Origin of the sequence: Janthinobacterium longum, assembly GCF_051380735.1 — a bacterium.
Lineage (GTDB): Bacteria > Pseudomonadota > Gammaproteobacteria > Burkholderiales > Burkholderiaceae_D > Janthinobacterium.
Map to the genome: position 1 here is coordinate 274,653 of NZ_JBNYXQ010000002.1, position 25,869 is coordinate 300,521.

Sequence of the window (25,869 nt, forward strand, 5' to 3'; positions counted from 1 at the left end):
CAACGTGTCGGGTCGACCGTCAATAACAATGATTGGTTTGCCAACGGACTCGACATAGAATGCAGGCTGTCTCCCTTTATGATGGAATGCACCATGCCGGTCCTGGTTCGCTTGCTTGCCCTGTGTCTGCCCCTGTTGGTGTCCTTGCCGGGCCTGTGCGGCCCGGCCGCGCCGTTCGACGACAAGTTCCGCCAGCTCGAAGAATTGCTGCCTACGCCAAACAGCTACCGCACCGCCTCGGGTGTGCCGGGCCACGCCTACTGGCAGCAGCGCGCCGATTACGTGATCCGCGCCACCCTGGACGAAGAGCGCCGTGCGATTACCGCCAGCGAGAAAATCACCTACCACAACCGCTCGCCCGACAGCCTGGCCTACCTGTGGCTGCAGCTGGACCAGAACGGCCTGCGCAAGGATGCCGACCAGCGCCGCGTGCTGAGCGCGCCGTCGCGCCAGGCATGGCTCAGCGGCGACGAAGAGCAGGCCTTGAAATTCGAGGACCTGCGTGCCATCCACGCGGGGCGCGAATTCGACGGCGGCTTCAAGCTCGGTGCGATTACCCTCGCCAATGGCCAGCCGCTGGCGCATGTGGTCAACCAGACCATGCTGCGCATCGACCTGCCGGTGGCCCTGGCGCCCGGCCAGAGCATCACCTTCAATATCGCCTGGTCCTACCTGATCAACGACCAGAAGGTGCTGGTCGAGCGTTCCGGCTACGAGTACTTTGAAGACGATAAAAACACCATCTTCCAGGTGGCGCAGTGGTTCCCCCGCATGGCCGCCTATTACGACGCCGTCGGCTGGCAGAACAAGCAGTTTCTCGGCTCGGGTGAGTTCACGCTGGAATTCGGCGACTACGAGCTGTATTTGACGGTGCCCGGCGACCATGTGGTGGCCGCCACCGGCGAGCTGCAAAACCCGCAGGAAGTATTGTCCGGCGTGCAGCGCGAACGCCTGGCCCGCGCGAAAAGCAGCGACGTACCGCTGATGGTGGTCACGCCGGCGGAAGCCTTGGCGGCGGAAAAAAACCGCAGCACTGCCATGAAAACCTGGCACTACAAGGCGGCCAATGTGCGCGACGTGGCGTGGGCGTCGAGCCGCAAGTTCATCTGGGATGCGCAGGGCCTGAACAGCGGCGGCAAGCGCGTGCTGGCCATGTCCTACTACCCGAACGAAGGCAATCCGCTGTGGCAGCAGTACAGCACGCGCGCGGTGGTGCACACCATCGAGCAGTACAACAAATACAGCTTCGATTATCCGTATCCGGTGGCGCTTTCCGTCAACGGCGCGGTTGGCGGCATGGAGTATCCGATGATCGCCTTTAACGGCGGGCGCCCCGTGAAGGACAAGAAAACGGGCGAGCTGACTTACTCGAAAAAGACCAAATACGACCTGATCGGCGTGATCATCCACGAGGTGGGCCACAATTATTTTCCGATGGTCGTCAACTCCGACGAGCGCCAATGGACCTGGATGGACGAGGGCCTGAACTCCTTTGTGCAGTACCTGGCCGAGCAGGCATGGGAAGAAGATTTCCCTTCGTGGAATGGCGAACCGCGCAAGATTGTCGACTATATGCGCAGCCAGCACCAGGTGCCCATCATGACCAACTCCGAGTCGCTGCTGCAGTTCTCGGCGAATGCCTACGACAAGCCGGCCACGGCGCTCAATATCCTGCGCGAGACAATATTGGGCCGCGAACTGTTCGACTTCGCCTTCAAACAGTACGCGCAGCGCTGGAAGTTCAAGCGCCCCACGCCGGCCGATTTTTTCCGCACCATGGAAGACGCCTCCGGCACCGACCTGGACTGGTTCTGGCGCGGCTGGTTCTACACCACCGATGCGGTCGATATCAGCATCGATGGCATCAGCGAATATGGCGTCAGCACGAAAGATCCGGAAATCGAAAAGGCCTGGAAGAAGGCCCAGCATGATGCGCAGCCGCTGTCGATTTCGGCGCAGCGCAACAAGGCGCTGCCGAAGAAGGTCGACCAGGACCCGTCATTGAAGGATTTCTACAACCGCCATGATGATTTCACGGTCACCAACAAGGACCGCAACAGCTACGCCGAGGAACTTGAAGCACTCGAGCCGTGGGAGCGCAAATTGCTGGCACAGCGCAACGCCGGAAAATACCTTTACCTGGTCGACTTTTCCAACCTCGGTGGCCTGGTGATGCCCTTGATACTGGAAATCGAACTGAAAAGCGGCAAGAAGATCATCGAGCGCGTGCCGGCCGAAGTGTGGCGCTATTCACCGACAAAAATCAGCAAGGTGATCGTCCTTGACGAACCGATGGTGGGCCTGGTGCAGGACCCGTACTGGGAAACGGCCGACATCGACACCAGTAACAACGCCTGGCCGCGCAGAATCACGCCATCGCGGCTGGAACTGTTCAAGCAGGACCGTGACAAGAACAACCTGATGAAGGATTTCAATACGCCGTTGAAACCGGCCGAAGCAAAATAGTGCAACAGCGGCGCCAGCCGGCGCGGTGCTATTCCTGCCAGCCTGGGCTGGAAATGCTATTCTGCGCGACGCCCTGGCTTACATGTGCCAGGGCTTTCGCAAATCATTCAAAAGACGACCATGCAAACGATGACTTTCCTGCGCGCCCTCGGCTGCGCGCTGCTGTGCCAGGCCAGCCTGGCCGCGCACGCCGACCCCTTGAGCTATGCGCGCTACGACCAGGTGCGCACGCGCGACCTGCAGCTGGACCTGAAGGCGGACTTTACGCAAAAGACCCTGTCTGGCTATGCCGAGCTGACCCTGAAATGGATAGACCCGGCTGCGCGCACGCTGGTGCTCGATACGCGCGACCTGGTGATCGCCAGGGTGCAGGTGCAGGACCAGCGCGGCGCGTGGCAGATGGCCTCGTTCCAGCTCGACGCAGTCGACGCCGAGAAGGGCCAGGCGCTGCGTATCACCACCCCCGGCCAGCCGGAAAAAGTGCGTGTGTATTACCACACCGCGCCGGGCGCCATCGCGCTGCAGTGGCTCACGCCGCAGCAGACCATGTCGGGCAGGCTGCCGTTCATGTTCAGCCAGTCGCAAAGCATCAACGCCCGTTCCTGGGTGCCGTCGCAGGATACCCCGGCCGTGCGCTTTACCTACAGCGCCCGTATCGAAGCGCCTGCCGGCATGCGCGTGGTAATGAGCGCCGAGAATGACGAAAAGGCCACCGGCAAGGGGGGCTGGAAGTTCCGCATGCCGCAGCCGATTCCATCGTATCTGCTGGCGATTGCCATCGGTGAGCTGGAAGTGCGCAAGCTCGGCCCGCGTTCGGCCGTGTATGCCGAACCGCCACGCATCAAGGCCGCCCAATACGAGCTGGCCGACACCGAGAAAATGATCAAGGCGGCCGAAACGCTGTATGGCGACTATCGCTGGGGGCGCTACGACATGATCGTGCTGCCGCCATCGTTCCCCTACGGCGGCATGGAAAATCCGCGCCTGACCTTCCTGACGCCGACCATGATCGCCGGCGACCGCAGCCTGGTCGACCTGATCGCGCATGAACTGGCGCACTCGTGGTCGGGCAACCTGGTCACCAACGCTTCGTGGAAACATATGTGGCTCAACGAAGGCTTTACCACCTACGTCACTACCCGCATCGTCGAGCAGCTGTACGGCAGCGAGGTAGCGCAGATGGGCGTACAGGTCGACCAGGAAGAGCTGGCCGCGTCGATCAGGGAACTGCCTGCCGCCAAGACTGCCCTGCTCACGCGCGACCCTGACGCCAACCCCGCCGAGACCTACACCGACGACGGCATCATCTATCCCAAGGGCGCCTGGTTCCTGGCCACCATGGAACAGCGCGCCGGCCGCAAAGTGTTCGATACCTTCCTGCGCGGCTGGTTCGACCAGCATGCCTTCCAAAGCGTGACGACCGACCAGTTCATCGCCTACCTGCGCAAGAACCTGCTGGCGCAGCATCCCGAGGTAATGCCGGAAGCAGAGCTGAACGACTGGCTGTACGGCACCGGCGTGCCGGCCGGCGCCAGGCCGGTGGTTTCGCCGCGCCTGGCGCTGCTCGATCAGCATCGCGAGGCGTGGCTGAAGGGTACGCTGCCGACGCGGGAACTGGGCATGGACAAGTGGATTGCGATTGAATCGATGCACTTCCTGAACGATATCAACGGCCGCGCCAGCGCCGCGCAATTGCGCGAGCTGGACGACGTCTTTGGCGTCGCCAAGAGCGGCAACAATGAAGTGGCCTACCGCTTCTACCTGGCGTCGGTGAATGCCGGCTACGACGTGAGCGCGCCGCTGCAAACGTTTTTGCTGAGCGTGGGACGCCAGAAGTTCGTCGTGCCGCTGTACGGCGCGCTGATGAAAACGCCGCAGGGCCAGCAGTGGGCGAAAGACGTGTATGCCAAAGCGCGCGAACGCTACCACCCGGTGACGCAGGAAAGCGTCGACAAATTGATGGCCGCACAAATACATTGATCCACCTTCAGGAATCCACACCATGAAATCCATGCATCCCTTGCACACCCTTGCCGCCGCCATTGTGCTGGCGTTTTCCAGCGCCGCCTTGCCGGCGCTGGCCGCCGATCCTGTCCCTGCCCCTGCCGCGCCTGTCGCGGCGCAACTGCCTGCGCCCGCATTTGACCTGGCGAATGATGTCAACAGCGCCCTGAAAACCTTCGACGTGCCCGGCATCGCAATTGCCATCGTCAAGGACGGCAAGGTGATCGCCGCCACGGGTTTCGGCGTGCGCAAACTGGGCGAGCCGGCGCCGGTGGACGGCAAGACCTTGTTCGAAGTGGCGTCCAATTCCAAGGGTTTTACGGCCGCTGCGCTGGCCATGCTGGTCGACGAAGGCAAGCTGGCCTGGGATGACCCGGTCACCAAACACCTGCCTGGTTTCCAGATGCACGACTCGTATGTGACAGGCGAAATGACCATCCGCGACCTGCTGACGCACAGGAGTGGCCTGGGCCTGGGCGCGGGCGACTTGCTGTGGTGGCCAACCACCACCTTCACCACTGACGAGATTATCGAGAAACTGCGTTATATCCGCCCCGCCACCAGTTTCCGCGCAAGCTACGCCTATGACAACCTGCTGTACATCGTGGCCGGCAAGATCATCGCCGAGAAAACCGGCAAGAGCTGGGGCCAGGCCATGCACGAGCGCATCCTGGCGCCGCTGGGCATGACCGGCACCACCACCAGCCTGGCGGAGAACGCGGGCAATCCCGATGTGGCCAGCGCGCACAGCAAGATCAACGGCAAGGTCGCCGCCGTCAAATCGATGCCGGTCCCGAACGCGGTCGGTGCGGTCGGCATCAACACCAACGCGGAAGATATCGCCAAGTGGATGATGGTGCTGCTCGACGGCGGCAAGATCGCCGGCGTGCAGGACAAGGACGGCAAGGAAGCGCGCCTGTTCAGTGAAAAGCAGGCCACTGAATTGTGGACCGCGCAAACTCCGGTCAAGATCGGCGAGCCGAAACCGGCGTTGGCCGCCACCAAGCCGAACTTCAGCGCCTATGGCCTGGGTTTCCAGTTGCGCGACTACCAGGGCATGAAGGTGGCCATGCACGGAGGTGCGCTGCAGGGCTTTTATTCGCGCGTGCTGATGGTGCCGCAGGCGAAACTGGGCGTGGCGATTTTGACCAATGCGGAAAACGGCGGCTCCATGACGGCGCTGCAGTGGCGCATTGTCGACCATTATCTCAACGTCGCGCCGTCGGACTGGATCGGCCTGGTGTCGAAGGTGGAGCAGGACATGCACGCCGAAGAAGTGAAAAAGCAGGGCAGTGCATCAAAAGCCCGCGCGGCAAAATCGCAGCCTTCGCTGCCGCTGGCGGCCTATGACGGCGAGTACGAAGACGCCTGGTACGGCAAGGTGGTGATCGCACCGCAGGGCAAGAAGCATATCCTGACCTTTACGCGCACGCCGGACCTGACGGGCGAACTGGAACACTGGCAGCACGATACCTTTATCGTGCGCTGGAAGGAGCGCAACTTCAACGCCGATGCCTATGTGACTTTCTCTCTGAAGCCGGACGGCAGCATTGACCGCGTGAAGATGGAGCCGGTTTCGGAGGAAACCGACTTCAGTTATGACTTCCAGGATCTGAATCTGGTGCCGGTCAAGGCAAAAGAAGAGAAGAAGTAACCGAGAATGCAAAAGGCCACCGTGAGGTGGCTTTTTGCATGGTGCTTACGGTTTCACAAACTTCAGCGTCATGCGATCGCTCTCGCCGATCGCCTCATATTTGGCGCGATCCACATCCTTGTTGGCGTAAGTGGGCGGCAGTGCCCAGACGCCGCCTTCGTGGTCGGCCTTGTCTTTCGGGTTGGCGTTGATTTCCGATTTGCCGGCCAGCTTGAAGCCGGCGCTTTCGGCCAGCTTGATCACATACGCTTCGTGCATGTAACCGCTGCTTGCCTTCGCGTCCTGTACCTTGTTTGCCGGCAAACGGTGCTCGACAACACCGAATACGCCGCCCGGTTTCAGGCTGTCGTAGACCTGGCTGAACAGTACCTTCAAGCCCTCGTCGCCAATCGGGATCCAGTTGTGGATATTGCGGAAGGTCAGCACCATGTCCGCCGTGCCTTTCGGTGCGATGCGGTAGGTGGTCGGTGGCGCAAAAGCGCCGATTTCCACCTTGTCGTATGCAGCCGGGTTGGCGTCGAGTTTTTGCTGGAAGCGGGCGGCGCTGCGGCGTGCGCCTTCGCTGCCTTGCGGGTCGCTGCCGGCGGCAATCAGCTTGCCCTGTTCGCGCAGATAAGGCGCCAGGATCTCGGTGTACCAGCCGCCACCTGGCGCCAGTTCGACCACCGTCATGTTTGGCTTGATGCCGAAAAAGGTCAGGGTTTCGTAGGGATGGCGGGCGCCGTCGCGCGCCACGTTGGCAGGCGTGCGCGCGCTGCCGGCAATCGCCGCTTTCAACGCCGCGTCACTGCTGTCGGCAGCCACGGCTGCAGCGCCCGTGATCATTGCTGCGCCCAGGGCGGCAGCCAGGAATACTCGCTTCATCATCATCTTGCGCTCCATGCTTGTTAAGGAAAAAGGTTTTACTGCTGGTCCAGCATCCACTGCTTCAAGCCGTTGACCCAGTTCTTGGCCGGCAGGTTGACTTGTTTCTTGATGGTCGCCGCGCGTTCGTACAATTCGCTGAAGTCCAGCGCAGGCGACTTTTTGAACGCCAGCACGACGATGTTTTCGTCTTCCAGTTCCGGCACCCACACCACGGCGTCGAACACCAGTTCCATCGCCTGCAGGTTCTTGTCGTAGTTGGGAAAGTCGCCGAATACATTCGTGCACATGATGCCGTCTTCGGTCAGGCAGTCGGCGCACGCCTGGTAGAATTGCGGCGTGTCGAGCACCGGGCCGCGCGCTTCTTCGTCATACAGGTCGACCTGCAGCACGTCGACCGTGCCGTGGTTGGCGGTGTCGAGCACGAAGTCGAGCGCATTCATTTCGCGCACGTCCAGGCGCGCGTCGTTCGGCGGCAGCGCGAACTGGGCGCCGCAGAGGGCGATCACGTTGGGGTTCAGTTCGACCGCCGTCACCGTGGCGTCGGGAAAGCGGCGGTAGCTGAACTTGGTCAGCGCGGCGCTGCCCAGGCCCAGCTGCACGATGCGTTTCGGCTCGCTCTTGAACAGCATCCACATCATCATCATCTGCACGTATTCGAGCTCGATGGCGTCCGGTTTGTCCAGGCGCATGGCGCCCTGCACCCATTTGGTTCCAAGGTGCATATAGCGGATGCCGCGGTGCTGCGTGATGGTGGCCGGCGGATGGCCGGGATGGCTGAAGGCGGCGTTGGTGTTGGAGGTAAATTCTATCGTCATGGCGCCAGTGTAGCAGCCGGCAGTACCATCACCACGGCCAGGCCGCCGCCGTCGCGGTTCGACAGGCTGATGCGCCCGCCATGCGCTTCGGCGATCTCGCGCGCCAGCGCCAGGCCCAGGCCGGTGCCGCTGCGCTTTGTGGAATAGAACGGCACCAGCGCGTTTTCCAGCACGGCACCGCTCATGCCCGGCCCGCGGTCGCGCACTTCGATGCGCAGCATGCCTTGCGCATGGCTGATGTGCAAGCCGATATGTTCGGGCCTGGAGCCTGACTCCAGCGCATTTTTCAGAAGGTTGAGCAAGGCTTGCTGCAGCTGCGCCGCGTCGAACATGGCCGGCTGCGCGGGAGGCTCGCACTCGAGCGTGAAGGTGGCCTGCGCCGCCAGGCTGTCGAGAAAAGGCGGCCATTGGCAACTGGCCAGGCGCGGCGTGGGCAGCTTGGCAAAGCGCGCGTAGCCGAGGATGAAGCTCTCCAGGTGGCGCGTGCGCTCTTCGATGGTGGCGAGGATTTGCGGCAGCCGTTCGGTCTGGCCGCGCCGCACCAGTTCCGCACCGGAATGGGCCAGCGAGGCCAGCGGCGCCAGTGAATTATTCAGTTCGTGGCTGATCACGCGGATGACTTTTTTCCAGGTCTGCACTTCCTGGCGCCGTAGTTCCAGCGTCAGCTGGCGCAGCAGCAGCAGTTCGTGGCGGCGTCCGTTCAGGCTGAAGCTGCGCCGGGCCAGGTGATATACCTCTTCCTGTTCTCCTTCGCCACTGGTAAATAAACCGTCATTACCGCGCGCCAGCGCTTCGGCCAGGGCCGGTTCCGCCTTGCGTACGATGTCTGCCAGGTGGTGGCCTTCTAGCCGGCGGCCATGGTGCAGCAGCTGGCGCGCGGCCAGGTTGGCGTAGACGATGGCGCTGCCTTCGGCCACCAGCAGCATGGCCACCGGCGTGTTCTGTACCATGGTATCGAGCAGCAGTTCGCGCTGCACCAGGTCCAGGCGCTGCTTGCGCAGCACGTCGCCGAGCGCATTGTGGGCTGCCACCAGGTCGGCCAGTTCATCGTTCTGCGGCCAGCGCAGGCTGAAGCCAAAATCGCCGTCCTGATAGCTGGTGACGGTGCCCGACAAGGCGCGAAACAGCGACAGCATCGCCTGCAGCTGGGCGCGGATGGTGATGATGGCTATCGGCAGCACGCACAGCAGGGTGGCGCCCAGCACCAGCAGCGGCCGGGCCGGGAAATAACGCGCCAGCGCCACGGCGATGATCACGCCCAGCATCAGCAAGGTAACGATCAGCGCCGTCCAGCGCGTCAGCAGCGAAAGGCGCATGGTGGCGGGTACCATCAGGCGCGCGCGATGCCCAGGCGTTCCATGCGCCGGTACAGCGCCTGGCGCGACAGGCCAAGTTCCTGCGCCGCCTGCGCCACCACGCCGCGCGCGCGCGCCAGCGCTTCGATAACGCTGTCGCGGTCCGGTTCCATCGCTGCCGCTGGCGCTGCCGGCGCGGCCGGCAAGCCCAGTTCGGGCGCGTGGATCATGCTACCGGTCGTCAGCAGGCTGGCGCGCTGCATCACGTTTTTCAGTTCGCGCACATTGCCGGGCCAGCCGTGTGCCAGCAGTGCCGCCTGCGCCTGCGCGTCCAAAGTTTTTTCCGGGCCCAGAAAATGGCGCGCCAGCACCAGGATATCGAGTGGACGCTGCGCCAGCGGCGGCAAGCGCAGTTCGATTACGTTGAGGCGGTAGAACAGGTCTTCGCGAAAAGTACCCGCCTTGATCATCGCCTGCAAGTCGGCATTGCTGGCGCTGATGACGCGCACCTTGACCTGCCGTTCACGGTTCGAGCCCAGGCGTTCGAAGCGGCCCGTTTCCAGCACGCGCAGCAGTTTCATCTGCCCGGCCAGCGGCAGGTTGCCGATCTCGTCGAGGAACAGGGTGCCACCATCGGCTGCGTCGAACTTGCCGTCGCGCGCGCGGGTCGAGCCGGTATAGGCGCCCGCCTCGGCGCCGAACAGTTCGGCCTCGATCAGGTCGACCGGCACGGCGCCGCAATTGAGCACCACGAAGGGGCCGGCAGCCACCAGCGAATTGGCCTGCACGATGGCGGCAATGCGCTCCTTGCCGCTGCCGTTCGGGCCGGAGATCAGCACCGGCACGTCGGCGCGCGCTACCTGGCATGCCAGGTGCACCACACGCTCGGTGGCCGGGTCCTGCCATACCATGCCGCGCAGGTCATGGCTGTGTTCCAGCGCATGGCGCTGGCGCTGCTCGGCCAGCACCCGTTCGCGCAAGGCGCGGCTGGCCTGGCCCAGTTCCAGCAGGTTGCGCACGCTGGCCACCAGGCGCCGGTCGTCCCAGGGCTTGGCCAGGTAGTCGGCCGCACCCGACTTGATCAGGTCAACGGCTGCGTCGAGCTGGGTCCAGGCGGTCAGCAAGATCACCGGCAGGTCGGGGTGGCGCGCGCGGATCGCGTGGAACAGCGAGGCGCCTTCCTCGCCGGAGGTGGTGTCGGCCGAAAAGTTCATGTCCTGCACCACCAGGTCTACAGGATGGCGTGCGAGCAGCGCCAGGCCCTCTTCGGGTGTGGCGGCGCTGATGCTATCGATCTCGTGCAGGGAAAACAGCACCTCGAGCGCGATCGCCACGGCGGCATGGTCGTCAATAATCAGTACGGTAGGCATGCGCGCAGCATAGCATTTCAAGTGCTGCGGGTGGCGGTGGCCGGCGAAATGCTGGCCGCGCGCCAGGCCGGGCCATACACTGCCCCCACGCCCAGCAGCCAGAACACCAGCGCGCCTGCCAGCAGGTAGCCGGGCGGCAGGCGCGCCATTTCCAGCTGGCTCACCAGCAGGTGATTCAGGCCCAGCGCCAGCAGCACGCCAGCGGCCACGCCGACGCTGGTGATCATGAAATTCTCGGTCAGGAAGTAGCGCAGGATATCGACGCGGCGCGCACCGAGTGCGCGGCGCACGCCGATCTGTTTGCGCCGCTGCGACACCCACAGGCTGGCGATGCCGACGATGCCGCTGGCGGTGACTAGCAGCAGCAGGGTCGAGACCGTGATCAGCATCCATGACAGCGCGCGGTCGGCCCGGTAGCGCTTGTCGCGCTCTTCGCCCTGCGTGCGCACGCGCACGATGACGTCGCCGGGCGAGGCGGCGCGGATGGCCTGTTCGGCGTCTTTCATCACGCGATCGCGCTGGCCCGCTTCGGCGCGCACGGTAAACAGGGTATCGCTGTCGCCCGTCAGGCGCACTGGCGTGAGCATCGAATACTCGCCGCGCTGGCCGGTCTCGGCGCCTTGCGTCTGCAGCCGTTCCACTACCCCGACCACCTGCAGTTGCTGTGCGCCGACGCCGCTGCCCATGAACACCGGCTGCTTCAGCATGCTGCCGCCACCGGGATGGAGTTTGTTGGCCAGCGCGCGCGTGATGATGACCTGCGGCGGAAATTCTTCCGTCACGTTCTGGTCGATTTCGGTGATTTCACCGGGCGTGAAGTCGCGTCCTTCCACCAGTTGCAAGCCCCAGGTCTTGATCAGCGAATCGGGCGTGATATAGACGGCGGCCTGGATGGTGTTTTTCTGGTCACTGCGATTGGCCGACAGGCCCGAGGTGCTGCCGTTGCGCGACAGCGGTATCTGGCTCACCTGCGCCACCGACACTACGCCGGGCACGGCGCGCAGCACGGCCACCTGGCGCTTTTGCAGCGCCAGCTGCTCGTTATGGCCGGCCGGGCGCATATTGCGCGCCAGCAGGCTGAACACCTCGTTCTCGGCCGCTACGCCGCTGGGCCGGGCCGCCACTTCCTGGCGTACATTGACGATGTGCAGCGCATTGGCCAGGATGGCCAGGCTCAGTGCGACCTGCATTGCCACCAGGATGGCGCCGGTTTTGCTGCGCATCAGCGCAGACAGGATGGGACGAATTTCCATGATCGGTCTCATTGTAGGATAGGTTTATTGCGACTTGAGCTGGATCGCCGGCGTTACCTGGCAGGCGCGCCAGGTGGGCAGCAGGCCGGCCAGGATGGCGGCGCCGATCGAGACCAGGAAGGTCAGGCACAGCATCTTCCAGTCCATGTGTGCCACCACCGTCAGCTGGCGCGACTGCATGCCGATCAGGGCCAGCGCACCATACGCCAACAGCAAGCCAAGCACGCCGCCGGCCAGGCCGATGACGGTGGTTTCGAGCAGGAACTGGCGGAAGATATCGGCGCGCGAGGCGCCCAGCGCGCGGCGGATGCCCACTTCGGCGGCGCGCACGGAAAACTTCGCCAGCAGCAGGCCGACGGTGTTGACCAGGCACAGCGCCAGGAAGCCGAAGGCCAGCCAGGCCGACAGGCGGTTGTCGTTGCCGACCACGTTCAGGTGCGCCAGCCACTCGTCGATGTTGAACAACTGATTGGGCGCATTGCGCTTCAGGCGGCCCAGCTTGCGCTGTTCCTGCGCATAGCTGTCCAGGTAGCTTTGCAGTTCGCTGCGCTGGCCGTCGCGCGCCATCTCGAACCAGAATTGCAGCCAGGTGCATTCGGAATCGAGCGTCCCCTGGTAGCCCGCCGCGCGGTCGCCGTCGCAGCTCATGCTGCCGTCATGCGATGTCTGGTGGCGGATCGCGCTGGTGAAGGGAATGAAGAATTCGTCGTCGCTGCCAAACGCGCCGCTGCCGATGATGCGGTGGATGCGCGGCACCGGCTCCCAAGTGTCGAGCACGCCCGCGATCTGGTAGGGAAAACCCAGCAAGGTCATGCGCTGGCCGACCGGGTTGGCGTCGCCATACAGTTTTTCGGCCAACTTGCGCGACAGCACCACCACATCGGCGCCGGCCGCGTCGTCGGCCGCGCTCCACGGCTGGCCATGGCGGAATGGCGTCTCGAACATGGCGAAGAAATCACGGTAGGCGGCCAGGCCGCGGCTGGTGAAGGCGCCGATATCCTTGCGCGCCGGCTCGACCGGCCCGCCGACTCCATACATCACGCTGCGCCGCTCGCCGATCTTGCTATTCTGCAGATTGACGGCGTCGCGGTAGCTGAGCTGGTTGTCGCCGGCCTTGTTGCCGGGCGTGTAGCCGGACAGCGAACCATTGTCGAACAGCGGCACGAACAGGCGGTCGCTCTTGTGCGGCAGCGGATTGCCCGACATGACGTGCAGGATGGTCAGCGTGGACACGCTGGCGGCCACGCCGATGGCCAGGGTCAGCACCATCAGTGCCGTCAGTGCCGGGTTGCGGCGCAGGCTGCGCAGGCCCAGCAAAAAGTAGTAGCGTAGCATGGGCACTCCTCAGGCACGGACGGCATGACTGCCGGCCAGCGACGCTTCCTGCTGCACCAGATCAGACACCTGGCCGTCGATGATGTGTACATTGCGCTGGCTGCGCAGCGCCAGTTCCGGGTCGTGCGTGACCATCAATATGGTGGTGCCCTGGGCGTTGATGTCTTCCAGCAGCTCCATCACGCCGCGCGCCATTTGCGTGTCGAGGTTGCCGGTCGGTTCATCGGCCAGCAGCAGCTTGGGGGTACCGGCCAGCGCACGCGCGATTGCCACGCGCTGTTGCTGTCCGCCCGACAGCTCGGATGGATAATGCTTCATGCGCGAGGCCAGGCCGACCTTGGCCAGCGCGTCCTCGATGCGTTCGCGGCGCTCGGCGCGGTTGAAGCCGCGGTAGCGCAGCGGCACGTCGACATTGTCGAACAGCGACAGGTCGGGGATCAGATTGAAGCCCTGGAAGATAAAGCCCAGCTTTTCATTGCGCAGGCGCGAACGGGCGTTGTCGTCCATGCCCTGGACGTTGACGCCGTCGAGGATGTACTGGCCGTCGGTGAATTCTTCGAGCAGGCCGGCGATGTTCAGGAAACTGGTCTTGCCCGAGCCGGAAGGGCCGGTGACGGTGACGAATTCGCCTTGTCGTACATGGATGTCGAAGCCGCGCAGCGCGTGCGTTTCGATCATGTGGGTGCGGTAGACCTTGCTCAGGTTTTGCATGCGCAGCATGGGGAGCCTCTTGTAAAAGTAAATGAATCAATGTCAGTTGAGCGAGACGCGTGCCGCGTTCTCGAAGTTTTCGGTGCCGGAGATGACCACCTTGTCGCCCTGCTGCAGGCCGTCGACGATCTCGACCGCCGACACGCTGGTCGCGCCCATGCGGATCGGCGTGCGCACGGCCACGCCGTCGCGCACCACATAGGCGAAACGGCCGCCTTCGGCTTCCACGAACGGGCCGCGCGCCAGCATCAGCACGTTCGGTTTTTCATCGATCAGCAAACGCGCCGTGGCGCGCTGGTTCTGGCGCATGCCGGCCGGCTGTTCGCCATCGAAGCGCACGCGCGCCAGCACCTGGTTTTTGACCACTTCGGGAGACAATGCCGACAGCTTGCCGGTCGCCTTGACGGCGGCCACCTCGATCTCGGCGCGCATGCCCAGGCCAATATCGGCCACATAGGTCTCCGGCACTTCCAGCTCCACTTCCAGCTGCGACAGGTCGACCAGGGTCATCAAGGCCGTGTTGGCTTGCACCACGCTGCGGTTGGCCACCGACAAAGTGCCGATAAAGCCGTTCACGGGGGCGCGCACTGTCAGTTCGTCGACGCGGCGCTGGGCGTTGTCGCGGCTGAGCCGCTGGCGTTCGAGTTCACTGGCCTTGGTCTTCAGGGCCAGGGTCACGTCTTCGCTTTCCAGGCCGGCCGCCTGCGAAGCGTGGCGGCTGCGGATCTCGGCCGAATTCAGGGCGTCCTTCGCCTTTTGATAATCGATCTTGGCGATGATGCCTACCTGCGCCACGCTTTCGTAGCGTTCCAGCGTGCGCTGCGCCGACAGGCGTTCGATTTCGGCCGTATCGGCTTCTCGTCGCGCCAGCAGTTTCTGCTTCTTGGCCAGGATCTGCTGGCGTGCCACTTCTGCTTCCAACTGCTGCACGCTCGATTGTTCGCGCTTGAGGGCGTCGGACAGGTCGGGCGATTCAAGCACCGCCAGGATGTCGCCTTTTTTCACCGTGTCGCCAGCCTTGGCTTTCAGGGTGACGGTGGCCACCGTAGTCGAATACAGGGTGGGGCTGACCGAGGCCACCACGCGGCCGTTGACTGCGGCATCGCGCACCAAGGTGCCGCGCGTGACCTCGGCGATGCGCAGCCGGCTGGCGTTGACCGAGTGTTCGCTGCCGCGCCAGCTGTGGAAGGCGGCATAGGCGCAGGCCAGCAAGGCCAGGGTGCCGGCGGCGATCAGCAGGCGGCGCTTGCCGAGCTGACCCTTTGGGGCGGCGATAACGGCGTCTTGGTGGGAAGTGTCGCGGATCATGGTGGTGGCATTAAAAAGAATAACTGAGCTACAGCACGATACGTGCCAGCTCCAAGTACCTGATTTGATTGGGCGGCAGGTCGCTTGTCCGCTGTCCGGACGTGTCCGCGCTGTCCGTTGCGTACGCATCCCGGCGTGCTTTTTTTTCATCCATCAGACTGGCATTCTTGGTATAGTCGGCCAAGAAGTATTGCTTGATGTTAAATGTTTTATTGATAATATAGTGGAGACGACATGAAAAACCTCACCGTGCGCGCCAGTTTGCTCGGCGTGCTGCTGCTGTTTGCCGGGATGCTGGTGGTAGGGGCCGCGCTGGGCATTTACGCACTGGGCCAGTCGACCAGCTCCATGTCCACCATGTATCAGGTTACGTCGCAGGTGATCGTCATCAATGACGCCTACAAGGACACCACGCGCGTGCGCGCCGCGCTGACGCGTGCCTACACCAGCATCAAGAATGGCGGTGCGCAGGCCGATCGCGACAGTGCGCTGGCCAGCGCGCGCAAGTCGCACCAGCGTGCGCTGGAATTCATCGGCCAATACGCCAGCGCGCCGGTCTATGAAGGCCAGGATGCGCCGCTCAAGGAAGCGCTGATCGCGGCGGCGCGCACGCAGATGCAGGCGCTGGAACGGGCCGGTACCGCGCTGGCCGCCAACGATGCTGACGCCTACACGGGCATCAACACGCGCGAACTGACGCCGGCCGGCGCCGCATTTTCGGTACAGCTGGAGAAATTCCAGAAGCTCAGCGACGAGCAGATCAAGACCTTGATGACGACGCGTGACCGGGACTACGCCATCGTCAAGTGGCTGGTCGCGCTGGGCTTGCTGCTGGCATTGGCGCTGGTGGCTGGCGTGCATTACATGCTGCGCCAGGTGGTGATCGCGCCGCTGGCGCGCGCCGTGGTGCTGCTGGACCAGGTGGCGCATGGCGACCTGACGGCGCGCATCGACACGGGTGGCGACAACGAGATCGGCCGCCTGCTCGCTGCCATCCGCCGCATGCAGCAGGATTTGCTGTCGACCGTGGCGCGCGTGCGCGGCGGCGCCGAAGCGATCAATCGCGGTTCGCAGGAACTGGCGGCTGGCAATATGGAACTGTCCTCGCGCACGGAAACGCAGGCCAGTTCGCTGGAACAGACGGCCGCCTCGATCGAGGAGCTGACCAGCACCGTCAAGCAGAATTCCGAAAACGCCCAGCATGCGCGCGGCCTGGTCGAGGGTGCGTCGGGCACGGCGGCGCAAGGCGGCGAAGTGATGCAGGACGTGGTCAGCACCATGAACGCGATCAATGAATCGTCGAAGAAAATCGTCGACATCATCGGCGTCATCGATGGCATCGCCTTCCAGACCAATATCCTGGCCCTGAACGCGGCCGTCGAAGCGGCGCGCGCCGGCGAGCAGGGCAGGGGCTTCGCGGTAGTCGCCACCGAGGTGCGCAGCCTGGCGCAGCGCTCGAGCCAGGCCGCGCGCGAAATCAAGCTGCTGATCGACGATTCGGTCGGCAAGATCGCGCTCGGCACCAGCCTGGTCGAGCGCGCCGGCACTACCATGGATACGCTGGTGGGCGACGTGCGCAAGGTAACGCAGATCGTCGGCGAGATCGCCACCGCCAGCCGCGAACAGAGCGACGGCATCGATCAGGTCAACCAGGCCATCGCCCAGATGGACCAGGTAACGCAGCAGAATGCGGCGCTGGTGGAAGAGGCGGCAGCAGCCACGCAGTCGCTGCAGGACCAGGCGGGCGAACTGGCGCAAACGGTGAGTCTGTTCAAATTGAACTGAAATGTGCTGCGCAGGCCTTGATAAGTTGATAATTGGGTGCATATAGGCAACATTGTTTCCTGCCACCTTGATCAAGGCACCATGTTCAGTTTTCTACAGCGATTGTTCCCCGCCGTCGTGCTCGCGCCGGTACTCGATTATCCGTTTGCACGCAGCGATGTGGCGATGTTGCAAACGCTGGCTGGCGCCGTGCCGCAGATCGACCGGCAAACCTGGGACGATCTGCTGCTCGATCAATATACGGACCGCCTGACCCAAGGTACAAGTATTTTCGGGCAGCAGGAATTGCATCGCCGCCTGTGCAGCAGCCAGGCCGGCGACGCCGCCATCGAACGCCCGCTCTTGCTGATGGCTGATGCGCCGCTGGCGGCCAGCCTGCAGCGCGCCTGCCATGGCTTGCGCCAGGCCGATACCGAAGTTGCCGCCACCCTGTACGGCGCCAAGCTGGCGCCGGCGCCGTGGTGGCATGCCTGGCTGTGGCTGGTGCCGCTGGCCTTGTTGCTGGCGATCGCCGCCGTCTGGGTAGTGGGCTGGCCTGCCCTGTTTGGCGTACTGGCCGTTTGTGTTGCGCTGATGACGATACAGTCGCACTATTATGAGGTGAGCAAACAATGGGAGAGCAGGCTTGACAGCTTGCGCCATCTGCTCAAGGCCCATGCGGCGCTGGCGCGCCTCGATATACCGGCAACGGCGCACTTCAAGGACAGTCACGCGCAGGTGAAAAAAATAATGCGCGGCATCGAGCGTTCGCTACTGCGCTACCTGCCGATGGTCGATACGGTGGTGGCCGAGTATGGCGACTGGCTGCTGCTGAAAAATATCACGCGCTACTTTCGTACGCGCCAACTGGTGGCAGCGCAGCGCGATTTTCTGCGTGACAGTTTCAGCCAGGTCGCTGCCCTGGAAGCGGATCTGGCACTGGCACGCCACTTGATCGAGGCGCCTGTTTTCTGCCGGGCCAGCGTGGTCGGACCGCGCGAAATGCAACTGCAAGACATGGTCCATCCCCTGCTGCCAGCAGCAGTGCCGCTGTCGCTGACCCTGGACCGGCGCGGCGCCTTTGTCTCGGGCCAGAACGGCATCGGCAAGAGCACGCTGCTGCGCACGTTGGGCATTAACCTGGTCTGCGCACGTGCTTTCGGCTTTTGCCATGCCCAGGCGGCCCGCGTGCCGCTGCTGCCGCTATACTCGAGCATGCAGAGCGAAGACTCGCTGGCCGGCGGCGAAAGCTTATATCTGGCCGAACTGCGCCGTGCGCGCGAGCTGCTGGCGCTGGCCGACAGTGGTGCGCCGGCGCTGTTCATTATCGACGAGATATTTCGTGGCACCAATCACCTCGAATCGATTTCGGCCGCTGCCGCCGTGCTGCACACGCTGGCGGCGCACCATCTGGTGATCGTGTCTTCGCACAACCTGGTGCTCGCGCCGCTGCTGGAAGACTGCCTGGCGCCATGGTGCGTGCAGCGCGATGCCACCGGCGTCTTGTGGCTGGCGCCCGGCGTGCTGCAGGCCACCAACGGCATCGCGCTGCTGGCCGAGCGCGGTTTTGGCCGCAGTATCGAAGACAAGGCGGGCAGGGTGTTCGACTGGCTCAGCAGCCATATGGCGCAGCCCACCGATTGCAGCGGCGTGCTGGAAGAGGGAGGGCGGCATGAAATGCAAAATGTATTGACATAGTAAATACATAATATGTCGAAGCCCTGAAAAAGCGCGGCGTGCCCGAGGCGCTGCTGCGCGACGCCGAGCGCGAGTTGGCAGCAGCCCAGGCTCTATTTTTCCTGCTTCCTTGGCGTGCCCTTGTCGATCACTTCGTGGCAGTCGCCGCGCAAGGTAGCGTTGTCGTAGTCGGTCCAGCCGTAGCTGTCGACATAGCGCTTGTGCTGCCTGAAGCTGGCGCTGGCGATGCTCCACTCGGCTTGTTCGCCGGCGTAGCGGATGTCGCCCAGGTCGAGCAGCGTGTGGAACATGTTTTCGGTCGACAGTTTCGACTTTTGGTGGCGCCGCACCTGTTTCACTTTGTCCGGGTAGCGCAGCGCGAATTGTGGCGAGTACCAGACAAAGGCAGGCACGTGGAATTCGAACTGCGTGTTGTGGCCGTGGAAGGCCAGGCGGCAAGTGCCGTCGTACAGCGTCTGGCCATGGTCGGACACATACATGAGCGAGCTGCGCAGCGCCGTGCGTTCGCCGCCGTCTTTCAGCGTGCCGATCACCTGCGACAAAAACCAGTCTGTGTATAAAATCGAACTGTCATAGCTGTTGCTCAGTTGCGGCTTGATGGCCGTATCCGTGTAGACCGGCTTGTCGACGCCGAACAGCGATGGCTGCCACTGGTCGAATTGTTTCGGATAGCGCTGGCTGTAGTTCCAGTGGCTGCCCAGGGTGTGCAGCACGATCAGTTTTTTTGGCGCCGGATCGGCCAGCGCGTTCCTCAAAGGATCGAGCAAAATCTGGTCGAAGTTCGAGCTGTTGGTAAAACCGCCCAGGTTCAGGAACTGCACCACGTCGGCTTCCTTGGCAAACACGGAAACGGGCGTGTCGAACTTGCCGAACGAGATCTGGTTCGACAGCCAGTAGGTCTTGAAGCCCGCTTCCTTGTAGGCGGACAAAAACGATTTTTCCGAAAAGCCGGCCTTCAGGCTTTCGGTGGCTTTTTTGCGCGTAACGATGACCGGCACCGACAGGCGGGTGGCCGAGACGGCGGTGATGACGTCGGCCAGCGGCACCAGATTATCTTCCTGCTTGAGCAGGGGATTGGTCTCGCGCGCATAGCCGTTCAGGCTCCAGCGGTCGTAGCGCGACGATTCGCCGATGACCATCACCACCACTTCCGGCTGCGTGTCCGGGTCCTGCTGGTGGGCGCCAAAGGTAAAGCTGTTGCTCTTGTCACCCAGTTCGGCCAGGTAGCGGCGTTCCTTGTAAAAATCGACGCCGCGCGCCATCAGGCCGAAGGGCCAGGCGCTGCTGACGGTCCCGAAACTGTAGGGCAGGCGTAGCCAGCGCGGCAGGGCTGGCCAGTCCAGGCCTGTGTCATCGGCACCCTCGATGGCGGTTTCCTCGCTGGATGTCGAGGCCGAAGCCTGGGAAGCCTGGGTCCCGGCGGCAATCCCGAACTCATGGCCATACCACCAGCTGGCGCTCAGCAGCAGCAACACGGCGATGGCCGCCGGCCGGCTCTTGCCGCGCCAGTCCAGGCTGCGTGTGCGCGTTGCCGCATACCAGCTTGCCGCGCACCACGCGACCACGCCCAGCATCACGGCGCCCATCAGCCATACTTTCTGGCCCAAAAACTCCATCGCCTCCTTGGGGCTGGTCTCGAAGATGATGCCCAGGTGGTGGGTGGAGATGCCCTGGCCGTAAAACACGAACAGGTAAATCTCGGTCGGCAGCGCCAGGAAGGCGGGCACCAGCAGCCAGTGAAAATACGCCGGGCGCTGGAAGATGCTCCACACGGCCAGCCAGGCCAGCAGTTCGAAAGTAAGCAGTTGCCACGGATGCTCTGGTGTGCGTCCCAGCAATACCGGCAAAAAGGGTACGGCCGTCAGCAAGGCATAGGTCAGCAGCAAAAAGGCGTTGGCCAGGCTGGCGCCGGCAGGGCGAAACAAGAAGCGCATAAAGGATGGCGGCGGGGCGGCAGCGAAAAAATGTCCGCTATTATCATTCCTTTTGCTGTCTTGCGGTCGTTCAACATGGAGCCGCCAGCATGGCGCCAGTGGGGCTCGGGCAGGAAAAATTGGCTTAAATGCCACGTACGCACGTTTACTTTGCTCTTTTTTATAGCAAAAAGCCGTAAACTGATTGACCCCCTGTAACACTAGGTCTAAACTAGCGAGTTCTCGATTTTATTCTGCACATCGTTTACGTGTTACCAGGCATTTTTCAGCCGCTCCTCGTTGAGTGGCTACGGGCGCCTCCGGTGTGGAACGATAAAAGCGGGACGAGGTTTTAGTCGCCGGGCAGCAATGTCCGGGTTATTAATCGTAGTTTTTTGTTGGATTTATAACGATGCCAACCATCAATCAATTGATTCGCAATCCACGCGTCGCCTTGACCGTGAAGAGCAAATCGCCGGCGCTGGAAAACAGCCCGCAAAAACGTGGCGTTTGCACACGTGTTTACACCACGACTCCAAAGAAGCCTAACTCGGCTCTGCGTAAAGTTGCCAAAGTGCGTCTGACCAACGGTTTCGAAGTTATTTCGTACATCGGCGGTGAAGGCCACAATTTGCAAGAGCACAGCGTTGTTCTGCTGCGCGGCGGTCGTGTAAAAGATTTGCCAGGTGTTCGTTACCACATGGTTCGCGGTGCTCTGGATACCCAAGGCGTCAAAGACCGTAAGCAATCGCGTTCGAAATACGGTACCAAGCGCGCTAAAGCAGGCAAGAAGTAATAGTTGTAGCAGCAAACCCAAGTTTCGCTCAGTGGCAACTAGCTAAGTGAATGTAGTCGACCGCATCTGGTCGAGTAAGTGGGTGACTATGATGGTCGTCCGCGAGTGTGCGAAGAACGCGCGCTCAACTGAAGATTGAAAGGAATTGATATGCCACGTCGTCGTGAAGTACCCAAGCGCGAAATCTTGCCAGATCCAAAATTCGGCAACACTGATGTCGCCAAATTCGTAAACGTGTTGATGCTGTCCGGTAAAAAATCGGTTGCAGAAAACATCATCTACGGTGCTTTCGAGCACATCGCAGCAAAATCGGGTAAAGATCCACTCGAAGTTTTTGTTACCGCAATCAACAACGCCAAGCCGCTCGTTGAGGTGAAATCCCGTCGCGTCGGTGGTGCAAACTACCAGGTGCCGGTCGAAGTTCGCCCAGTGCGTCGTATGGCTCTGTCCATGCGTTGGTTGCGCGAAGCTGCTAACAAGCGCAGCGAAAAATCGATGCCACAACGCCTCGGCGGTGAGCTGATGGAAGCGGCTGAAAGCCGTGGCGGCGCGATGAAAAAACGCGACGAAGTCCATCGCATGGCTGAAGCGAACAAAGCGTTCTCGCATTTCCGCTTCTAATAAAAAGCCAGCTGTCGCAAGGCGGCTGTCAAGATCTGTTGTTCGAGGCCGGGCTCATTTTTGCAAAAAAATGCTGCTCGGTTTTGTTCATTAATTTAGGATTAATTATGGCCCGCAAGACCCCCATTGAGCGCTACCGCAATATCGGTATTTCCGCTCACATCGATGCAGGTAAGACGACCACCACCGAACGCGTGCTGTTCTACACGGGCGTCAATCACAAGATTGGCGAAGTGCATGATGGCGCTGCCACCATGGACTGGATGGAGCAAGAGCAAGAGCGCGGCATCACGATTACGTCCGCAGCGACCACCTGCTTCTGGAAAGGGATGGCTAACAATTTCCCTGAGCACCACATCAACATCATCGACACCCCGGGCCACGTTGACTTCACGATTGAAGTTGAACGCTCGATGCGCGTGTTGGATGGCGCCTGCATGGTTTACTGTGCAGTCGGCGGTGTGCAGCCACAATCGGAAACGGTATGGCGCCAGGCTAACAAGTACAAAGTGCCACGTCTGGCCTTCGTGAACAAGATGGACCGTACCGGCGCCAACTTCTTCAAGGTCTACGAGCAGATGCGTGCCCGCCTGAAAGCCAACCCGATTCCTCTGCAGATTCCTATCGGCGCCGAAGAGAACTTCCTGGGCGTGGTCGATCTGGTCAAGATGAAGGCTGTGTATTGGGACGACGCGTCGCAAGGCATGAAGTTTGACTACCGTGATATCCCTGCAGAGCTGGCTGATCAAGCCGCCGAGTGGCGCGAGAAGATGGTGGAAGCTGCTGCCGAAGCGTCCGAAGAACTGATGAACAAGTACCTGGAAGAAGGCGACCTGACGGAAGCTGAAATCAAGGCTGCTCTGCGCGCCCGTACTCTGGCGTCGGAAATCGTTCCAATGATGTGCGGCACCGCCTTTAAAAACAAGGGCGTGCAAGCCATGCTGGACGGCGTGATCGAATACCTGCCATCGCCACTGGACATCAAGCCAGTGCAAGGCATGGATGAAGATGACCAGCCGATCTTCCGTAAAGCCGACGACAACGAGAAATTCGCTGCGCTGGCATTCAAGATCATGACCGACCCGTTCGTCGGCCAGCTGATTTTCTTCCGCGTCTATTCGGGCACGATCAAGTCGGGCGACACCGTCTACAATCCGATCAAGAACAAGAAAGAACGTCTTGGCCGTATTTTGCAGATGCATGCGAACCAGCGCGAAGAAATCAAGGAAGTACACGCCGGCGATATCGCCGCAGCGGTGGGCCTGAAAGATGCAACCACGGGCGAAACCCTGTGCGATCCATCGGCCATCATCACCCTGGAAAAAATGGTTTTCCCTGAGCCAGTGATCTCGCAGGCCGTCGAGCCTAAGACCAAGGCTGACCAGGAAAAAATGGGCCTGGCGCTGAACCGCCTGGCACAGGAAGATCCTTCGTTCCGCGTGAAAACCGATGAAGAATCGGGCCAGACCATCATCGGTGGTATGGGCGAGTTGCACCTGGAAATTATCGTTGACCGCATGAAACGTGAATTCAACGTTGAAGCGACCGTCGGCAAGCCACAAGTGGCTTACCGCGAAACGATCCGCAAAACTTGCGAAGAGTCGGAAGGCAAATTCGTCAAGCAATCGGGTGGTCGTGGTCAATACGGTCACGTGGTTCTGAAGATCGAACCGCAAGAACCGGGCAAGGGTTTCGAATTCGTTGACGCGATCAAGGGCGGTACCGTTCCTCGCGAATACATCCCTGCAGTTGAAAAAGGTGTGCGCGACACGCTGACTTCGGGCGTGATGGCTGGCTACCCAGTCGTTGACGTCAAAGTCACGCTGTTCTTCGGTTCCTACCATGATGTCGACTCGAACGAAAATGCATTCCGCATGGCCGCTTCGATGGCATTCAAAGATGGCTGCCGCAAAGCATCGCCAGTCATCCTGGAGCCGATGATGTCGGTGGAAGTGGAAACGCCGGAAGATTACGCCGGTACCGTGATGGGCGATCTGTCGTCGCGTCGCGGCATGGTGCAAGGCATGGACGAGATTGCTGGCGGTGGCGGCAAGATCATCAAGGCCGAAGTACCACTGTCGGAAATGTTCGGTTACTCGACCTCGCTGCGCTCCGCAACGCAAGGCCGTGCGACTTACTCGATGGAATTCAAGCACTATTCGGAAGCTCCGAAACATGTGACTGAAGCAATCGTAAGCTCGAAAGCTAAGTAATTGTTGTGCCGGGCCGGCTTTCACGAGAATGCCGGTCCTACATTTAAATCATTGTTCTAAGGAAGAATAAAATGGCAAAAGGTAAATTCGAACGGACCAAGCCGCACGTCAACGTCGGCACCATCGGCCACGTCGACCACGGTAAAACCACGCTGACCGCTGCAATCGCAACGGTTCTGTCGAAGAAATTCGGCGGCGAAGCCAAAGCATACGACCAGATCGATGCGGCTCCAGAAGAAAAAGCACGCGGCATTACCATCAACACCGCACACGTCGAGTACGAAACGGCTACCCGTCACTACGCTCACGTTGACTGCCCAGGCCACGCCGATTACATCAAGAACATGATTACCGGTGCAGCCCAGATGGACGGCGCGATCCTGGTGTGCTCGGCAGCTGACGGCCCAATGCCACAGACCCGCGAACACATCCTGCTGGCCCGCCAGGTTGGCGTTCCATACATCATCGTGTTCCTGAACAAGTGCGACCTGGTCGACGACGCAGAGCTGCTGGAACTGGTTGAAATGGAAGTGCGCGAGCTGTTGTCGAAGTACGAATTCCCAGGCGACGACCTGCCTATCATCAAAGGTTCGGCACGTATGGCGCTGGAAGGCAAAGAAGGCGAAATGGGCGTTGACGCAGTGCTGCGTCTGGCCGATGCACTCGATGCTTACATCCCTACGCCAGAGCGCGCTGTTGACGGTGCATTCCTGATGCCAGTGGAAGACGTGTTCTCGATCTCGGGTCGCGGTACCGTTGTGACCGGTCGTATCGAGCGCGGCATCATCAAGGTCGGCGAAGAGATCGAAATCGTCGGCATCACCGATACCGTCAAAACGACTTGCACCGGCGTGGAAATGTTCCGCAAACTGCTGGATCAAGGTCAAGCTGGCGACAACGTTGGTCTGCTGCTGCGCGGCACCAAGCGTGAAGACGTGCAACGTGGTCAAGTTCTGGCAAAACCAGGCTCGATCAAGCCACACGCCCACTTCACCGGCGAGATCTATGTTCTGTCGAAAGACGAAGGCGGCCGTCACACGCCATTCTTCAACAACTATCGTCCACAGTTCTACTTCCGTACGACGGACGTGACCGGTTCGATCGAGTTGCCAGCAGACAAAGAGATGGTCATGCCAGGCGATAACGTGTCGATCACCGTCAAGCTGATCAACCCGATCGCGATGGAAGAAGGTCTGCGTTTCGCTATCCGCGAAGGTGGCCGTACCGTCGGCGCCGGCGTTGTTGCAAAAATCCTGGCTTAATTCTTAAGCCTGTAAAAAAAGAAGGCGTCGTCGCCCGGCGCCCTTCTTTTTATTCAACTGCCGGGGTAGGCAAGCATTTTGGTGCTATCATGTCGACCCTGACGGTTGTTGCGTCAGAAATTCCCCGTATGACCTCATTGCCGTGCAGACCGCGCGGTTCGTTCTTTTAAGGAAATATCATGTCGGCACCAAACCAAAAAATCCGTATCCGCCTGAAGGCTTTCGATTACAAACTGATCGACCAGTCCGCTCTGGAAATCGTTGAAACCGCGAAGCGCACCGGCGCTGTCGTCAAAGGCCCAGTACCACTGCCTACCCGTATTCAGCGTTTCGATGTGCTGCGTTCCCCGCACGTCAACAAAACTTCGCGCGATCAGTTCGAGATCCGTACGCACCAACGCCTGATGGACATCGTTGACCCAACGGACAAAACCGTTGACGCACTGATGAAGCTGGACCTGCCAGCTGGTGTTGATGTCGAAATCAAACTGCAATAATCGATTCAAGGTGGCGGCCAGGGTTTC

General features: G+C 61.4%; 19 protein-coding genes. 10 read left to right on the forward strand and 9 right to left on the reverse strand.

Annotated features, from left to right (window positions below; translation table 11 throughout):
- Nucleotides 1-93: 93 nt before the first annotated feature.
- The 3 genes from ACQ4WM_RS09475 to ACQ4WM_RS09485 all read left to right on the forward strand — a co-directional run bounded on the left by ACQ4WM_RS09475 (nt 94) and on the right by ACQ4WM_RS09485 (nt 6,124).
- On the forward strand, nt 94-2,466 hold the full coding sequence (locus ACQ4WM_RS09475; protein WP_436546447.1) for a M1 family metallopeptidase: 2,373 nt from the start codon (nt 94-96) through the stop codon (nt 2,464-2,466).
- A 120-nt stretch (nt 2,467-2,586) separates the two neighbouring features.
- On the forward strand, nt 2,587-4,446 hold the full coding sequence (locus ACQ4WM_RS09480; protein WP_436546448.1) for a M1 family metallopeptidase: 1,860 nt from the start codon (nt 2,587-2,589) through the stop codon (nt 4,444-4,446).
- Between the two features lie 22 nt (nt 4,447-4,468).
- The gene (locus ACQ4WM_RS09485) at nt 4,469-6,124 is read left to right on the forward strand and encodes a serine hydrolase (protein ID WP_436546449.1); all 1,656 of its coding nucleotides are present in this window, start codon (nt 4,469-4,471) and stop codon (nt 6,122-6,124) included.
- A 45-nt stretch (nt 6,125-6,169) separates the two neighbouring features.
- On the opposite strand, the gene ACQ4WM_RS09490 is transcribed toward ACQ4WM_RS09485, so the two are convergent.
- From ACQ4WM_RS09490 to ACQ4WM_RS09525, 8 genes are read right to left on the reverse strand one after another with little or no spacing between them, the layout of a single operon-like run.
- Complete coding sequence (locus tag ACQ4WM_RS09490) at nt 6,170-6,988, reverse strand: class I SAM-dependent methyltransferase (RefSeq protein ID WP_436546671.1); 819 nt, start codon at nt 6,986-6,988, stop codon at nt 6,170-6,172.
- Nucleotides 6,989-7,026: 38 nt separating this feature from the next.
- On the reverse strand, nt 7,027-7,806 hold the full coding sequence (locus ACQ4WM_RS09495; protein ID WP_436546450.1) for a spermine/spermidine synthase domain-containing protein: 780 nt from the start codon (nt 7,804-7,806) through the stop codon (nt 7,027-7,029).
- Entirely contained in the window at nt 7,803-9,122 is a 1,320-nt protein-coding gene (locus tag ACQ4WM_RS09500) for a sensor histidine kinase (protein WP_436546451.1), read from the reverse strand. The genes ACQ4WM_RS09495 and ACQ4WM_RS09500 overlap by 4 nt, the downstream gene beginning before the upstream one ends.
- Before the next feature lie 14 nt (nt 9,123-9,136).
- On the reverse strand, nt 9,137-10,471 hold the full coding sequence (locus ACQ4WM_RS09505; protein ID WP_436546452.1) for a sigma-54-dependent transcriptional regulator: 1,335 nt from the start codon (nt 10,469-10,471) through the stop codon (nt 9,137-9,139).
- A 17-nt stretch (nt 10,472-10,488) separates the two neighbouring features.
- Entirely contained in the window at nt 10,489-11,724 is a 1,236-nt protein-coding gene (locus ACQ4WM_RS09510) for an ABC transporter permease (protein ID WP_436546453.1), read from the reverse strand.
- A gap of 24 nt (nt 11,725-11,748) precedes the next feature.
- The gene (locus ACQ4WM_RS09515) at nt 11,749-13,059 is read right to left on the reverse strand and encodes an ABC transporter permease (RefSeq protein ID WP_436546454.1); all 1,311 of its coding nucleotides are present in this window, start codon (nt 13,057-13,059) and stop codon (nt 11,749-11,751) included.
- Nucleotides 13,060-13,068: 9 nt separating this feature from the next.
- Nucleotides 13,069-13,779: an ABC transporter ATP-binding protein gene (locus ACQ4WM_RS09520; protein ID WP_436546455.1), complete on the reverse strand. Its 711-nt coding sequence runs from the start codon at nt 13,777-13,779 to the stop codon at nt 13,069-13,071.
- A gap of 33 nt (nt 13,780-13,812) precedes the next feature.
- On the reverse strand, nt 13,813-15,078 hold the full coding sequence (locus tag ACQ4WM_RS09525; protein WP_436546456.1) for an efflux RND transporter periplasmic adaptor subunit: 1,266 nt from the start codon (nt 15,076-15,078) through the stop codon (nt 13,813-13,815).
- 234 nt (nt 15,079-15,312) lie between these two features.
- On the opposite strand from ACQ4WM_RS09525, the gene ACQ4WM_RS09530 reads away from it, so the two are divergent.
- Together ACQ4WM_RS09530 and ACQ4WM_RS09535 are read left to right on the forward strand one after the other, a co-directional pair.
- Nucleotides 15,313-16,863, forward strand: a complete 1,551-nt coding sequence (locus ACQ4WM_RS09530) for a methyl-accepting chemotaxis protein (RefSeq protein WP_436546457.1) — start codon at nt 15,313-15,315, stop codon at nt 16,861-16,863.
- 81 nt (nt 16,864-16,944) lie between these two features.
- Nucleotides 16,945-18,540 carry a MutS-related protein gene (locus ACQ4WM_RS09535; protein WP_436546458.1) on the forward strand — a complete coding sequence of 532 codons (1,596 nt, stop codon included), beginning with the start codon at nt 16,945-16,947 and terminating at the stop codon, nt 18,538-18,540.
- A 92-nt stretch (nt 18,541-18,632) separates the two neighbouring features.
- Here ACQ4WM_RS09535 and ACQ4WM_RS09540 read toward each other — a convergent pair whose 3' ends face one another.
- Nucleotides 18,633-20,474, reverse strand: a complete 1,842-nt coding sequence (locus tag ACQ4WM_RS09540) for a phosphoethanolamine transferase (protein ID WP_436546459.1) — start codon at nt 20,472-20,474, stop codon at nt 18,633-18,635.
- Nucleotides 20,475-20,865: 391 nt separating this feature from the next.
- On the opposite strand from ACQ4WM_RS09540, the gene rpsL reads away from it, so the two are divergent.
- From rpsL to rpsJ, 5 genes are all read left to right on the forward strand, one after another.
- On the forward strand, nt 20,866-21,249 hold the full coding sequence (rpsL, locus tag ACQ4WM_RS09545) for a 30S ribosomal protein S12 (protein ID WP_010394376.1): 384 nt from the start codon (nt 20,866-20,868) through the stop codon (nt 21,247-21,249).
- A gap of 150 nt (nt 21,250-21,399) precedes the next feature.
- Entirely contained in the window at nt 21,400-21,870 is a 471-nt protein-coding gene (gene rpsG / locus ACQ4WM_RS09550) for a 30S ribosomal protein S7 (RefSeq protein WP_065310159.1), read from the forward strand.
- A 107-nt stretch (nt 21,871-21,977) separates the two neighbouring features.
- Nucleotides 21,978-24,083, forward strand: coding sequence for an elongation factor G (gene fusA, locus ACQ4WM_RS09555; protein ID WP_436546460.1), 2,106 nt, complete (start codon nt 21,978-21,980; stop codon nt 24,081-24,083).
- Between the two features lie 71 nt (nt 24,084-24,154).
- Nucleotides 24,155-25,345, forward strand: coding sequence for an elongation factor Tu (tuf, locus tag ACQ4WM_RS09560; protein ID WP_436546431.1), 1,191 nt, complete (start codon nt 24,155-24,157; stop codon nt 25,343-25,345).
- Nucleotides 25,346-25,524: 179 nt separating this feature from the next.
- Nucleotides 25,525-25,842: a 30S ribosomal protein S10 gene (gene rpsJ / locus ACQ4WM_RS09565; protein WP_010394389.1), complete on the forward strand. Its 318-nt coding sequence runs from the start codon at nt 25,525-25,527 to the stop codon at nt 25,840-25,842.
- Nucleotides 25,843-25,869: the final 27 nt, after the last annotated feature.